Genomic DNA, 13,047 nt, shown 5'->3' with positions numbered 1-13,047 from the left:
CTGCCTTGCTATACCTTATTGAGAACATCGCATCATGCAGCTCGCTTGCCGGTGCGATAAAGATTGGAACGGTTACATATCGTCTGTGGCGAACACTCTGGTCATTGTCGAAAGCCCTACCAAGGCGAGAACCATTCGAGGGTTTCTGCCCAAGAACTTCCGTGTGGAGGCCTCTATGGGCCATGTGCGCGACTTGCCCAACAACGCCAGTGAAATCCCTGCGGCCCAAAAGGGGCAGAAATGGGCCAACCTTGGCGTGAACACCACCGCGGATTTCGAACCTCTTTATGTGGTTCCGAAGGACAAAAAGAAGGTGGTCAAGGAGCTGAAGGCAGCTTTGAAGGAGGCTGATCAGCTGTTGTTGGCAACTGACGAAGATCGAGAGGGCGAAAGCATCAGCTGGCATTTGCTGCAGCTGTTGGCTCCCAAAGTGCCTGTCAAGCGGATGGTGTTTCACGAGATCACCAAAGAAGCCATTGCTAAGGCTCTTGATCAGCCCAGAGATCTCGACATGGAGCTGGTCCATGCCCAGGAAACGCGACGGATTCTTGACCGTTTGGTTGGATACACGCTTTCGCCTCTGTTGTGGAAGAAGGTTGCATGGGGACTCTCCGCCGGTCGGGTGCAGTCCGTAGCAGTGCGGTTGCTTGTGCAGCGTGAACGTGCCCGTAGGGCTTTTCGTAGCGGCAGCTACTGGGACCTAAAGGCCAAACTTGATAAGGGTGGTGGTCAATTTGAGGCAAAGCTCACCAGTCTGGACGGCCAGAAGATTGCTACCGGCAGTGATTTCGATGAAGCGACAGGCGCTTTAAAGGCTGGCAGAAATGTTCGACTGCTTGGCGAATCAGATGCGCTCACTCTTTCCGAGTCCGTTCGCAGCAGTCAGTGGCGGGTTGAGGCGGTGGAAGAGAAACCAACGGTACGTAAACCGGTGCCTCCTTTCACTACAAGCACTTTGCAGCAGGAGGCAAATCGCAAGTTGCGGTTTTCGGCCAGGGAAACGATGCGGTGTGCCCAGGGGCTTTATGAGCGTGGCTTCATCACCTATATGCGAACTGACTCTGTGCATCTATCCGAGCAGGCTATTCAGGCTGCTCGGAGCTGCGTGGGGTCACGCTATGGCGATGATTATCTGAGCAAAACTCCACGTCAGTTCAGCACTAAGTCACGCAATGCCCAGGAGGCTCACGAAGCGATACGACCAGCGGGTGAAAGCTTCCGTTCCCCAAGTGAATCTGGACTTGAAGGGCGCGACATGGCCCTATATGAGTTGATTTGGAAGCGAACAGTGGCCAGCCAAATGGCCGAGGCTCGACTCACCATGCTGGCGGTTGATCTTCGTGTGGCGGATGCCAAGTTTCGGGCCACGGGTAAGAGGATTGATTTCCCAGGTTTCTTTCGAGCTTACGTGGAGGGCAGTGATGATCCAGACGCTGCCTTGGAAGGCCAGGAAGTTTTGCTGCCTGATTTAGCGGTTGACGATTCGCCCACGCTGCAGGATGTGGAGGCCCTCGGTCACCAGACTCAGCCGCCTGCTCGCTATAGCGAGGCTTCACTGGTGAAGATGCTCGAGAAGGAGGGCATTGGCAGGCCTTCCACCTACGCCAGCATCATCGGCACCATCGTTGATCGGGGTTATGCAGCGTTGCAAAACAACTCCCTTACACCCAGTTTCACTGCTTTTGCTGTTACCGCTCTTCTAGAGGAGCATTTCCCCGATCTTGTCGATACCAGCTTTACGGCTCGGATGGAATTCACGCTTGATGAGATTTCCACGGGCAAGGTGCAGTGGTTGCCTTATCTCGAAGGGTTCTACAAGGGCGAAAAGGGCCTTGAGAGTCAGGTTCAGCAGCGTGAAGGTGACATCGACTCCAGTGTGTCTCGCACTGTGGATCTGGAGGGATTGCCCTGTGTGGTGCGCATCGGTCGTTTTGGGGCCTATCTGGAAGCCAAACGAGTGGGTGATGACGGCGAGGAGGAATCGCTTAAGGCAACCCTCCCTCAAGAGATCACTCCTGCTGATCTTGATGCAGAGAAAGCCGAACTGATTCTAAAGCAGAAAGCTGATGGCCCGGAATCGATTGGGGAAGACCCGGAAACCGGTGATCAGGTTTACCTCCTTTTTGGTCAGTACGGGCCTTATGTGCAACGAGGCCAGGTGGGTGAGGACAACCCCAAGCCGAAGCGGGCATCCTTGCCCAAAGGCAAGAAGCCTGATGAGCTCAGCCTTGATGAGGCATTGGGCTTACTGCGTCTGCCGCGCTTACTGGGAGAGCATCCCGATGGTGGACGAATTCAGGCGGGTTTGGGTCGCTTCGGACCCTATGTGGTCTGGGATAAGAGCAAGGGAGAGAAGGACTATCGCTCCCTTAAGGGGGAGGATGACGTGCTGGCGGTGGGGCTGAGTCGTGCCCTAGAGCTTTTGGCGATGCCCAAGCGGGGCAGGGGCGGCCGGACTGCGTTGAAAGACCTTGGCATCCCGGAGGGGAGTGAGGAGACGGTGCAGGTTTTTGACGGTCCCTATGGCTTGTATGTCAAGCAGGGCAAGCTCAATGCCTCGTTACCTGAAGGGAAGGGAGTCGACGACATTTCTCTTGATGTAGCAATGGAGCTATTGGCTGCCAAGGCTTTAAGTAAGAAGACAAGTCGACGCAAAAAGAGCACTTCAACAACCAGCAAAAAACCCGCCGCAAGCAAACCAAAAACTCGTAAACCTCCTGCTACTACAAAGACAGGTCGGTTGCGAGCCAGTGCTGTTCGGGTCATCAAGCCTGGTGAGGTTTGATGCTCAAGGTGAGTGCAAGGGGCTTACTTGCTAATGGGTTAAGCCTGTGTGTTCCGCTGCTTATGTTGATGTTGCAGTCCTGCGTCAATACGCCGTTTGGTCAGGAACTTGCGAACAGTTTTGATGCTCCCACGCAGGAGCCTGTGCCTGTCGCACCTGTTTCCAGTGATCCAGAACCCACGAACTCTTCATCTGACTCAAGAGCTCCTGATCAGGACGTGAGCAACCCGGAAGCTGCTAATCCTCAGACATCGAGACAGGTTGAGCAGAAGCCAGAGTTGGCTAGTACCCCTGTTACCCCGCAGCCTTATCGCATCACCATCAAGTTGTCCGCTGCCGATCCTTCGGCGCCGGCAGAAGCCGTCACTCAGGCATTACGAATGGCTGGAGTGACTTTTGAGGTTGAGACGATTGAACGGGTCAAGGATCAGTCTTTGATCAAAGTGCCGCCTTCCGGTATGGGAGCGCAGCCTTGATCTGGTTTGGTGGCTTGCGCAAGGGTTCGAGAGCTTCTCAACCCATAAGCCGTCGCCAGGCCCTGAGAATGATGGAGACTTCTTACCTTGCGGCGGCTTCAGCTCTGATCTGGGTGGCGCTCTATTACCTCCCTGTTGGTGGAGCCCTATTTCGGCTGGCGTTGCCATTGCCTTTAGCCCTGCTGCATGTGCGTCGCGGTTCTAAGGCAGGGCTAGAGGGTGTTGCCCTGGCGGTGCTTTTGTTGATTGCCTTGATGGGGCCTGTTCGTGGTCCCTTGGTGCTGTTCCCTTATGGCCTTCTAGCGTTCTGGCTTGGCTGGAGTTGGCATCGTGGGCTGAGCTGGTGGGTGAGTTGGGGGTGTGGAGTTGTGATTGGAACAGCGGGTTTTCTGGTAAGGGTTGTGGTGCTGTCGCTTTTGGTGGGTGAGAACCTTTGGGTGGTGATCACCCGAGCAGGATCAGGTCTGCTTGATCGATTGGTGGACCTGCTCAATCTGCCTCTGGCCCCAGATCTCAATCATGTGCAGCTGATGGCCTTTGCTTTGGTGGTTTTTCAAGAGTTGGTCTACGTGCTTGTTCTTCATGCACTGGCCTTCTGGATTTTTCCTCGGCTGCAGGGACCAATTCCCGAGCCCCCCAGACTTCTGCATGGCCTCGTTGCCCTGGATCCTCTCTAATTTCAAGCCGGGTTCGCCTCCTAGAGGTCTACCTTTAGGTTGTAAAGCCTTTGGTGCAGGTGCATCTCCAGCCGCGCAGGAGAGATGGTTAAGGCCCTGGAGGGATGGGGGCCTGGAGTTTTCTTTACTCTTGGTGTTGGCTGGAACGCGTACTGCCGAGGTGGAGGGCATTTCGGCGGCAGGTGCTACCTCGGCTGCCCGTCGCTACACAGCTGTGGCAGATGCGGAACTGCTGCTTAAGGGCCCTGATAGGCCAAGGCTGTGCTCGCTTCCACCTCTTCCTGCAGGGATCTCACCGGCCCTGATTAGTTATGTTGCCGCTCGTTGGATTGGCGTAGACCCATTGGTGGCGGCAGTGGGCTTAACCCTGTCGCCACCATTCCCCCATCTGCGCCTGGAGGCGCCGGGAATGGGTCCGGCTGCTTGTTTGAGTACTGGTGAGGCCATGGGTCTGTCGCGTGTGCATGCTCTCTGGCAGCGTGGCTTTTGCCTTGGGCGAGGTCTTCGTCGTCCTTTGGTATTGGCCGAATGTGTCCCTGGAGGAACGACCACGGCTCAGGCTGTACTCACCGGGCTTGGCTTGCAGGTTGCTGACCTGATCAGTGGTAGTGCTCGTCAAGCACCAATGGTGTTGAAACAGGAGTTGGTTGATCGTGGATTGAGTAAAGCGGCCTTGGGGTTTAACCCTCCACCTCAGCGAGTGATTGCGGCCTTAGGTGATCCTTTTCAGCCCGTAGCGGTTGGGCTGCTACTTGGTGCAAGAGAGGCGGGTCAGCCTGTCATGCTTGGCGGTGGCAGTCAGATGGTGGCCGTGCTGGCTCTGGCCTTGGCAGCTATGGAACCATCCCATCGCCAGGACATGGTTGATGGGATTGTGCTTGGGACCACGTCTTGGCTGGCAGAGGAGGCTAAGCGTTCAGATGGCAGGCCAGGTGCACTTGAGTGTCTGATCGATTGTGTAGGGGAGTCTTTCGGTGTTCGCCTTTTGGGCTTGGCCACAGGGCTGCGTTTTCATAACAGTCAGCATCGGGCTCTTCAGGATTATGAGCTTGGATATGTCAAAGAAGGTGTTGGTGCTGGAGCCCTGGCGCTATTGGCTCAGCTTCAAGGGGCTTCTTGTGAGCAGCTGTTGGAGGCGTGTGATCAAGCTATGAACCGATTGTTGGGGACGTCTTGCTCATGAGATTTTCTCCGCCCCGTAGGGTCTGATCGATGAGTGGCGCCATGCTTGAACAAAGGCAGCTTGGACGAAGAGAGCTGCTAAAACTGGGCTTGATGGCTGGGCTGATGGGCTTAGCGAGCTGTGGACGTGCCTCAGCAGCCCCATTGTTGAGAGCAACTCCGGAAACGTTGCCAAAGAAATGGCGGCGCAGTTTGCCCGTGCCTTGGAACTATCAACCGATTGAAGCTGATGCAGGTAGAAACCCTTTCATCGCCGCACTCGAGCAAGGCAATGACCTGTTGGCTCTTGGTGATGGTTGGCTGACGAGCTTGCCCGCAAAAACCTTGCAGCGGATCGAAGCGCCTGGGCTTCAAGACCGGCTCGATGGTCAGGCGAGGGCCTTTCAAGCCAGCCTGGGACCTGCCCTTCAGTCTCGAGTTCTGCCTGTTGGGGTCAGCCCCTGGGTGTTGCTCTTTCGTCAGGGTGATCCTTGGGCATTACAGGCAAGGTCTGGCTGGCAGGTTTTGTTAGACCCGGCTCTTAAGGGGCGGGTGGTGTTACCCCAGAGCCCCCGTCTTGTGATGTCTCTGGCTGAGAGGATGCAGGTTGCTGATGGATTGCGTCAGCTGCGTTCTCAGGCCTACACCTTTGATGATCGACAGGGCCTCAACTGGTTAATTCAAGGTAAAGCTCGGGTCGCGGTATTGCCGCTACAGCGCTGCTTGCAGAGCTTGCGTCGGGACCCAAGGCTCAGCGTGGTACTCCCCAACAGTGGAGCCCCATTGAACTGGACTGTTCTTGTACGGTCTGCCTTGACTCGGGAGCCATTGCCACAGCAATGGGTCGAGCAGTCTTGGCAGGAGCCTCTGCTGGGACAATTGCTTGCCGGTGGTTGGATCCCTCCGTTGCCACGAGCAGAGTTGCGTCTTGCCTTAAGAGCAATTCCTAAGGCCTATCGCTCCTTTGTGTTGCCATCCAGGGAGGTCTGGTCGCGTTGTTGGTCCTTACCAGTGCTTAAAGCTGTTCAGCAGATTGAGCTGGATCAGCGCTGGAGCCAATCAACCCCATAGCCTGCGCCTCGGAGCTGCTGCTAGGCGTTGGTGTGTGTCAGCGAGGAGATCCGGGATCGGCAGGTGATGGGGGCAACGGGGTAGGCATTCGCCACAGCGCTCGCAGGCGCTGCCATCAATACCTTCCCACCAGTGTCCTGCTCGTCCGATCAGGTTGTAACGCTCTTCTGTAAAAGCTTGAAGGTTATGGCCTACGGCCAGATTTCGTAGTCGTAGTAGATCTGGTATTGGTACAGAATTTGGGCAGGGCAGGCAGGCTTTGCACTGGCCGCATCGGTTTGCACCTAGGCGGCGCTCACCTTGTTGGCGAAGTTGGTTGAGAGCTCTTTGCTCGCGTTGATTGAGTGGCCCATCGGCGTTGGCCAACTGCGCAGCAAGAGTGAGGTCCTCTGGCTGAGCAGCACCAAGGCTGAGGGTGCTGATCTTTGCAGCCAGCAGGAAGCGATAGGCAAGTTGGAGAGGAGAGAGTGGGCTGCAGTCCTCAACCAGGGTTGGGCTTGGGTCTTGAAGCCGTCCTCCTTTATCAGCAGGGGAGATGGCCATCACACCCATGCCTGATGCAAGGGCCTCCCGTGCCAGGGGAATACGTTCGGGATCTAGTAGGTGCAGATGCAGGCTGCAGAATTGAAAACGACCGCTTGCTAAGGCTTCCTTGATGAGGGGAAATGAGCCATGGCTAGTGAATCCCACTTGGACAACAAGATCCTCTTCCTCAGCCCAACGCAGTAGCGCTGCGCCGTCTCCCCTTAGGGCCCACTCCAGGTGCTCAGGGCGATTGAGGCCATGCACTGCAAGGTTTTCAAGCTTTGGTCGTCCAAGTCGCGCCAAAAGGTTGTGCAATTCGCACTGCCCTTCTTTCAGGCTTAGCCCTGGCAGAAGTTTGCTGGTAATGACCCAGCCTCCAGAAGGTTCAGCTTGGTTTTGTTGCAGCTGTCGCAGAGCAGTGCCAAGAAAACTTTCTGCCGGGCCATAGGCCGGGGAGGTTTCGATGTGGTTAATGCCAGCGGCCTGGGCAGCTTTAACAACCCCATACATTTGCTCGGCTGAGCCGATTGCCCTCATCGTCCCAAGGGTGAATAGGCTCACTGCCGGTCCCCGACCAAAGGGACGTCGTATTGGCATCATTCCTGGTGGTCGGGATCGGGATCTGGAGAATTGAAGGGTTCGTCTGTTTCACTTTCACGGGTTTGGAGGTGACGGACCAGAGCCGCAGGACTCACTTCATCAAGGAAGCGACGGAATTCGTTCTGATCTTCTGCGTCAGCCTCGGCATCTACAGGAATTGAGGCTTCTGCTACGACCTCCTCGAGCATCCAGATGCTGCTTTTGGTGCGGACTGCAAGGGCGATGGCATCACTAGGACGAGCATCAATTTCAAGCAGCAGTGTTGATTCCTCAGGAGTCTTCTCTTCCTCCGGTTCTTCCTCTGATGCCTTAAGACGAAGTTTGAGTACAGCCTGGAATGTGTTGTCTTCAATCGCGTGGATGATGACCTTCTCAAGTTGAAGATTTCCTGCTTTGAGCAGGGCCACCATGAGGTCGTGGCTCAGTGGTCTTGGTATAGGTGAGTCCTGAATTCCGGCCATGATGTTGTGCGCCTGGGCTTGATCGATCCAGATCGGCACCTGTCTTCGTCCGGATGGATCCCTGAGCAGCACGATTGGGCTGCGGCTGGACGCGTCGAGTGCGAAACCGGCAACGCTCATCTCGACCACTGACCCCCCATCCCCCTTTTGTCCGATTATGGCCAGTGATGTTGCCACATACGGCCTGCCATGTTTACGGGGCTAGTTCAGGCGGTGGGACGGGTGCAGCGTCGAGCGACGGGCTTGTTGGTGCAAGGCTGTTCCCCATTAGCACCTCTGGCAGAGGGAGACAGTGTGGCTGTTGATGGGGTCTGCCTAACGGTGGCTGAATTGATCGCGGATGGTTTTCGTGCTGATGTCAGTCAGGAGACGCTTTGTCGAACCAGCCTTGGGGCCAAGGCGGATCGCGGTGGGGTTGTGAACCTTGAACCAGCCCTTCGCCTCTGCGACCGTCTCGGAGGCCATCTGGTTAGTGGCCATGTTGATGGATCTGGAGAGGTGGTGGCTCTGGATGCTCGCTCAACGTCCTGGTATCTGGAGGTCTGCTGGCAAGATCCTGCCTTCGGACGCTATGTCTGCGAAAAAGCCAGCATTGCTTTAGATGGCATCAGTCTCACTGTTGCGGGATGCGTTGAAGACGGCAGCCGGTTCTGGATAGCGGTGATAGCTCATACCTGGACGAGCACGTCTTTACAACATTTGGAGGTTGGAGCTGTGGTGAATCTGGAGGCCGATCTGTTGGCCAAATACACCGAGCGTCTTTTGGCAGGGGCGCCTCATTTACCAATGGCAAGCAACCGGAACACTCAAGAGATCTCAACGGAGTGGCTTGCCAGCCATGGGTGGAGCTGAGTCGCTACGTCTTTTGCACAGGGATCTTACAAAGCATGGCCGGATCAGGAGACCCTCAATAGCGTTCAGATGCTGTTCATTTTGAACATCTCATGACCGTTGATGAACGTCAGGATTCTTTGGTCACTTTCAAGGCCTTTGCGATTGCTGAAGGCATTGTGTTGATCGTGCTTGGTGTGTTGGCTTTGATCTTTCCGGTGGTTGCTGCAAGTTGGACGACCGGGTTGATTGCTGTGTTGTTTCTGGTGGGCGGCATCGTTGGCTGGATTAGCAACCTTGCTCGCTCTTCCCGGATGGCCCGTTGGGTTTGTTTTTGGCGTCTAGTGGTATCAACACTTTTCTTGGTAGCAGGCGCATCGATGATCTCCAATATGAAGAACCCTGCTGAAGCAGCTGTTCAGGTGGCGACATTTGCCTTGGCGATTGGCATCGTGTTTTTGGCAGAGGGTGTCGTGGCTTTCTTTACTGGAATGGCGCACGCAAAACGCGCTGGGTATGGTTGGGCAATTGCCAATGGGGTGATCACTTTTATTCTTGGCTTGTTGATTGTGACAATGAAGTTTTGGCAGCTGTCGTGGGTACTCGGAGTATTGGTGGGAATCAGCTTTCTGTTTAGTGGCATTGACTTGATTGCCTTTAGCTCAACCCTGCACGACGACAACCAGCCCCCTGCTCTCACCTGAAATGGCTAAAAAAGATCTATTCAGTTGTGCCAATTGCTAATTTTCGGGTGTCTCTAAGGCGATGTTGATGATGGAGAGACCAAAGCATTAAGGAGGGGGCAAATTACTTCTTGTCACCCTCATTCTCTAGTGGTAGCAACCAGATAGCACCTGATTCTCTGTGGATTTCGATTCGGAACTCTTGGCCAGGCTCTAGGCCGAGTCTGCGTGTATAGGCGTGCCCAATAAGCAGGTTGCCATTTCCGTGGACCCGAGTGCGAAACTCGGCCTGACGTCCGCGGGAAGCCGCTGGCCCTCCACTGCTGGAGGGAAGCTTGTAACCCTTGGCTTCCACGAGAGCTCGATAGAAACTCTTGCGCAAGACACGTCCACTTGGCCCCACGTATCCGCAGCCACGAGCAATCTCATCCTCAGGACGGTTGCTGAGTGACCTGGCCTTGTCTAGAAGTTCTTTTCCGACGAGCATTTCGCCAGGTTTATTCGTGTTGATTCTGACGAATTCTTCCGACCGTGGCAAGTTATTGCTCGAACTTCTCTTGATTGAGATGTAAGGGCCTTGGCTTTAGAGAAGGTAGAAGATGATGAATAAGATCACCCAGATGCCGTCTACGAAGTGCCAATAGAGCTCAGCGGCTTCGAGGGGAAAATGGTTTTCACTGGTGACACGACCGCCTGGTGAACGCGCCTGCCACCAGACGATCAATATCATGATCGTCCCTAGGGTGACGTGTAGCCCGTGAAAGCCTGTAACGGCATAGAAGGTGCTGGCGTAAAGGTTGTCTGTGAGACCAAATGGCAGTGTGAAGTACTCGACCATTTGGCTGGCTAGAAAGGCCAGCCCAAGGCCAGCAGTGATGAACAGCCAACGTTGACACTGGCCTGATTGGTTGCGCTTCAGAGATTGTCCAGCTCGATGGAAAGTGGCGCTGCTCACGAGGAGCAACACCGTATTCAAGGTGGGGAGGGGCAGCTCTAATTCATAAACCGCATCAGGCAGCAGGGGATTGACAGCCCGAAATGTGAGATAGGCGACAAAAAAGCCCGCGAAGGTCATGCCATCAGCCACTAGGAAGGTGGCTAGGCCGAACATGCGGTGATCAGCATGTTCCTCGCCAAGCTCAGCCTGTTCATCTGCTAGATCAGCCTGCTCCTCATAGTCATGGTCGATCGTTGGCAGGGATGTCATTGGCTTTTGCTCCCTAGATCACTATCAATGTTGCTGGTTTTTTCTAGGTTGAGCTGCTCCTCAGGTACGCCATAGCCATAGGGCTCTGTTACCAGAGGGGCTTTGCCGCTCCAGTTTTCCACTGGTGGTGGGGAGCTGGTGAGCCATTCAGGAGTAAGCGCCCTCCAGGGGTTGTCTCCAGCAATGGGGCCGCTCAATGCACTCTGCACGACGTTCCAGAGAAATGGCAGCGTGCTGATGGCCATCAGCAAGGCACCAACGCTGCTGATTTGATTGATTACGGTGAATTGCGGGTCGTATTCCGCCACACGGCGGGGCATGCCGTTGAGGCCTAGCCAATGCTGTGGGGCAAAGCAGAGATTGAAGCCGATGAAAGTGATTAAAAAATGAAACCGCCCCAGAGACTCATTTAGCATGCGCCCAGTGAATTTTGGATACCAGTGATAAATAGAGGCAAAGATCACAAACACCGAACCTCCATAGACGATGTAGTGAAAATGGGCAACAACAAAGTAGGTATCATGCACGTGAATGTCGAATGGAACTTGTGCAAGTGCTACACCAGTAATGCCGCCAAGCACAAAGTTGACAATGAAGCCACAGGAGAAAAGCACAGCACTGTTTAGAGAGATGCGCCCTCCCCAAAGTGTTGCCAGCCAGTTGAAGAACTTAATTCCTGTCGGTACGGCAATAAAGGATGTGGCAATGGTGAAAAAGAGGCGCATCCAAGGAGGTGTTCCACTTGTGAACATGTGATGTGCCCAAACCACGAGGCCAAGGATCACGATGGTCATGATTGAATACACCATTGAGGTGTAGCCAAAAAGTGGTTTGCGGCAGTGAACAGGAAGGATTTCACTGACCAATCCGAAGGCTGGCAGCACCATGATGTATACAGCTGGGTGGGAATAGAACCAGAAAAGATGTTGGTAAACGACTGCGTTCCCGCCCAGGCTGGGGTTGAAGAATCCTGTATTGGCAACGATGTCGAAACTTAAAAGAACCAGTGTTCCAGCCAGTACTGGCGTGGAGAGCACCACCAGGATGCTTGTGCCGAGCATCGCCCAGCAGTACATGGGTAGTTGCATCAGCTTGAGCCCGGGCTGCCGCAGCTTGAGGATGGTGGCGATGAAGTTGATGCCACCAAAGATTGAGCTACCGCCAAGCAAGAGAACACTGAGAATCCATAAGATCTGTCCTGCGGCGGGGGTGGTGATACTCAGTGGTGGATAGGCCGTCCAGCCGGATTGAGCAGCACCAGTAATGAAGTAGCTACTGATCAGCAACAGGCCAGCTGGAGGGATCATCCAGAAGGCCACGGCATTGAGTCGAGGGAAGGCCATGTCACGGGCTCCCACGTAAAACGGAATGAGATAGTTGCCGAAGGCACCGTTCACGACCGGCACGATCCACAGGAAGATCATCACCGTGCCGTGCAGAGTTAGCACCTGGTTGTAGACATCCCTGGCCATGAAGTCGGCGATGGGGCTGGCGAGTTCGATGCGGATGGCGCCACCAAGCACTCCCCCGATTAGGTAGAAGATGAATCCGCAAACCAAGTACTGCAGACCGATGACCTTGTGGTCAAGGCTGAAGCTGAAGTAACGCAACCAGCCAGTTGGTTGAAGACCATCTGATTGCTTTTTGCTAGGAGGAGAGATAGCAACCGTCATGCTTCTGAAACCGTTGTTTTGGCGTTGTTGCTGAACCAGGTGTCGTAGTCACCGGGCGCTTCGACAATCACTTTCGTATGCATGTTCCCGTGGTATGGACCGCAGAGTTCGGCGCAGATGATTGGATAGCGACCTGGCTTGGTTGCTGTGAAGTTCAAGAGAGTGGGCTGACCAGGAATGATGTCTTGCTTGATGCGGAATTCGGGAACCCAGAAGGCATGGATGACATCCTTGGATTCCATGCGCAGTGTCACAGGTTGGCCTAGAGGCACGTGCAACTCGCCTGAAATGATGTCGCCTTGGGGATAGTGGAAGAGGAAGGCATACTGCATTGCGGTAACTTCCACCGCTAGTGCGGCAAGGCTGTTGTCAGTGCTGGAGGCATCAGCTACAGAACCGATCCCTCCCCAGATTTGTTCCTTCATGTCCATCATCTGATGGTCATGGGCGTCATGGGCTAATGGAACCATTCCGCCCATGCGGTCGTAGATGTCGAAGCTGTAAAGCCCAACAAACAAAACGACCACAGCAGGTACAGCTGTCCAAAAGATTTCAAGAGGGAGATTGCCTTCAATGGCGAGGCCGTCCTCCAATTGACCAGGACGTCTGCGGAACTTAATCAGGCTGAATACAACCAACCCGACAATACCGAGGAAAAGGATTGCTCCGATGCTGAAAAGAACTCGGAAGAGTTCGTCGTATACGGGTGCATTCGCACTTGCATCAACAGGGAGCAGATTGACGTTCTGGCCAATCCATAGGCCTCCAAGTACAAGGGCAATGACCAACGCCAGCGTCAGGATGGCAAAGGGAGTCCGCACAGAATCTATTTGGATCTTTTAAGGCTATGGAGATCGCTCCAAAGCAACATGCAGTGATTATTAAGTCGTCGCAAAT

At 54.6% G+C, this 13,047-nt stretch carries 13 protein-coding genes; 7 read left to right on the top strand and 6 right to left on the bottom strand.

What is annotated here, in order from left to right:
- Positions 1 to 85 precede the first annotated feature (85 nt).
- The 5 genes from topA (at position 86) to SIB66_RS06255 (ending at position 6,170) form a co-directional block, all read left to right on the top strand.
- Entirely contained in the window at positions 86 to 2,785 is a 2,700-nt protein-coding gene (gene topA / locus SIB66_RS06275; RefSeq protein WP_236073742.1) for a type I DNA topoisomerase, read from the top strand.
- Positions 2,785 to 3,261 carry a hypothetical protein gene (locus SIB66_RS06270; protein WP_063406244.1) on the top strand — a complete coding sequence of 159 codons (477 nt, stop codon included), beginning with the start codon at positions 2,785 to 2,787 and terminating at the stop codon, positions 3,259 to 3,261. Before topA ends, SIB66_RS06270 begins: the two co-directional genes overlap by 1 nt.
- Before the next feature lie 68 nt (positions 3,262 to 3,329).
- Complete coding sequence (locus SIB66_RS06265; protein WP_063394997.1) at positions 3,330 to 3,938, top strand: DUF2232 domain-containing protein; 609 nt, start codon at positions 3,330 to 3,332, stop codon at positions 3,936 to 3,938.
- Complete coding sequence (locus tag SIB66_RS06260; RefSeq protein ID WP_063421594.1) at positions 3,910 to 5,121, top strand: nicotinate-nucleotide--dimethylbenzimidazole phosphoribosyltransferase; 1,212 nt, start codon at positions 3,910 to 3,912, stop codon at positions 5,119 to 5,121. The genes SIB66_RS06265 and SIB66_RS06260 overlap by 29 nt, the downstream gene beginning before the upstream one ends.
- Positions 5,122 to 5,150: 29 nt before the next feature.
- The gene (locus SIB66_RS06255) at positions 5,151 to 6,170 is read left to right on the top strand and encodes an ABC transporter substrate-binding protein (RefSeq protein ID WP_063406246.1); all 1,020 of its coding nucleotides are present in this window, start codon (positions 5,151 to 5,153) and stop codon (positions 6,168 to 6,170) included.
- On the opposite strand, the gene SIB66_RS06250 is transcribed toward SIB66_RS06255, so the two are convergent.
- Together SIB66_RS06250 and SIB66_RS06245 are read right to left on the bottom strand one after the other, a co-directional pair.
- A complete protein-coding gene (locus SIB66_RS06250) occupies positions 6,159 to 7,295 on the bottom strand; it encodes an aldo/keto reductase (RefSeq protein ID WP_063406247.1) in 1,137 nt (378 codons plus the stop codon). The two genes, SIB66_RS06255 and SIB66_RS06250, sit on opposite strands and share 12 nt — an antisense overlap.
- Entirely contained in the window at positions 7,292 to 7,876 is a 585-nt protein-coding gene (locus SIB66_RS06245; RefSeq protein ID WP_236070216.1) for a bifunctional nuclease family protein, read from the bottom strand. Before SIB66_RS06245 ends, SIB66_RS06250 begins: the two co-directional genes overlap by 4 nt.
- A 69-nt stretch (positions 7,877 to 7,945) precedes the next feature.
- Here SIB66_RS06245 and SIB66_RS06240 point away from each other — a divergent pair, with 69 nt between their 5' ends.
- Positions 7,946 to 8,608 (top strand): riboflavin synthase, encoded by a 663-nt coding sequence (locus SIB66_RS06240; RefSeq protein ID WP_063406248.1) that lies wholly within the window; start codon positions 7,946 to 7,948, stop codon positions 8,606 to 8,608.
- Between the two features lie 92 nt (positions 8,609 to 8,700).
- The gene (locus SIB66_RS06235) at positions 8,701 to 9,291 is read left to right on the top strand and encodes an HdeD family acid-resistance protein (protein WP_063421596.1); all 591 of its coding nucleotides are present in this window, start codon (positions 8,701 to 8,703) and stop codon (positions 9,289 to 9,291) included.
- A gap of 103 nt (positions 9,292 to 9,394) precedes the next feature.
- Here the strand turns inward: SIB66_RS06235 and SIB66_RS06230 are convergent, their stop codons facing one another.
- The 4 genes from SIB66_RS06230 to SIB66_RS06215 all read right to left on the bottom strand — a co-directional run bounded on the left by SIB66_RS06230 (position 9,395) and on the right by SIB66_RS06215 (position 12,971).
- Entirely contained in the window at positions 9,395 to 9,757 is a 363-nt protein-coding gene (locus SIB66_RS06230; RefSeq protein ID WP_011825310.1) for an AbrB family transcriptional regulator, read from the bottom strand.
- A 96-nt stretch (positions 9,758 to 9,853) separates the two neighbouring features.
- Positions 9,854 to 10,477 carry a heme-copper oxidase subunit III gene (locus tag SIB66_RS06225; RefSeq protein WP_063406250.1) on the bottom strand — a complete coding sequence of 208 codons (624 nt, stop codon included), beginning with the start codon at positions 10,475 to 10,477 and terminating at the stop codon, positions 9,854 to 9,856.
- Positions 10,474 to 12,150, bottom strand: coding sequence for a cytochrome c oxidase subunit I (gene ctaD, locus SIB66_RS06220; protein ID WP_063406251.1), 1,677 nt, complete (start codon positions 12,148 to 12,150; stop codon positions 10,474 to 10,476). Before ctaD ends, SIB66_RS06225 begins: the two co-directional genes overlap by 4 nt.
- On the bottom strand, positions 12,147 to 12,971 hold the full coding sequence (locus SIB66_RS06215; protein WP_063406252.1) for a cytochrome c oxidase subunit II: 825 nt from the start codon (positions 12,969 to 12,971) through the stop codon (positions 12,147 to 12,149). Before SIB66_RS06215 ends, ctaD begins: the two co-directional genes overlap by 4 nt.
- Positions 12,972 to 13,047: the final 76 nt, after the last annotated feature.

This window comes from Prochlorococcus sp. MIT 1318 (assembly GCF_047304505.1).
GTDB lineage: Bacteria > Cyanobacteriota > Cyanobacteriia > PCC-6307 > Cyanobiaceae > Prochlorococcus > Prochlorococcus marinus_D.
Note: the sequence above shows the minus strand (reverse complement) of the source record. Positions and strands in the feature narration are given on the sequence as shown.

What these genes read in the sequence shown, in the direction of transcription:
- SIB66_RS06260 (WP_063421594.1), top strand. Translation starts at nt 3,910, where the DNA reads ATGGCCTCGTTGCCCTGGATCCTCTCTAATTTCAAGCCGGGTTCGCCT.
- SIB66_RS06255 (WP_063406246.1), top strand. Translation starts at nt 5,151, where the DNA reads ATGAGTGGCGCCATGCTTGAACAAAGGCAGCTTGGACGAAGAGAGCTG.
- SIB66_RS06270 (WP_063406244.1), top strand. Translation starts at nt 2,785, where the DNA reads ATGCTCAAGGTGAGTGCAAGGGGCTTACTTGCTAATGGGTTAAGCCTG.
- SIB66_RS06230 (WP_011825310.1), bottom strand. Translation starts at nt 9,757, where the DNA reads ATGCTCGTCGGAAAAGAACTTCTAGACAAGGCCAGGTCACTCAGCAAC.
- SIB66_RS06250 (WP_063406247.1), bottom strand. Translation starts at nt 7,295, where the DNA reads ATGATGCCAATACGACGTCCCTTTGGTCGGGGACCGGCAGTGAGCCTA.
- SIB66_RS06245 (WP_236070216.1), bottom strand. Translation starts at nt 7,876, where the DNA reads ATGAGCGTTGCCGGTTTCGCACTCGACGCGTCCAGCCGCAGCCCAATC.
- SIB66_RS06265 (WP_063394997.1), top strand. Translation starts at nt 3,330, where the DNA reads ATGATGGAGACTTCTTACCTTGCGGCGGCTTCAGCTCTGATCTGGGTG.
- SIB66_RS06235 (WP_063421596.1), top strand. Translation starts at nt 8,701, where the DNA reads ATGACCGTTGATGAACGTCAGGATTCTTTGGTCACTTTCAAGGCCTTT.
- ctaD (WP_063406251.1), bottom strand. Translation starts at nt 12,150, where the DNA reads ATGACGGTTGCTATCTCTCCTCCTAGCAAAAAGCAATCAGATGGTCTT.
- SIB66_RS06225 (WP_063406250.1), bottom strand. Translation starts at nt 10,477, where the DNA reads ATGACATCCCTGCCAACGATCGACCATGACTATGAGGAGCAGGCTGAT.
- SIB66_RS06240 (WP_063406248.1), top strand. Translation starts at nt 7,946, where the DNA reads ATGTTTACGGGGCTAGTTCAGGCGGTGGGACGGGTGCAGCGTCGAGCG.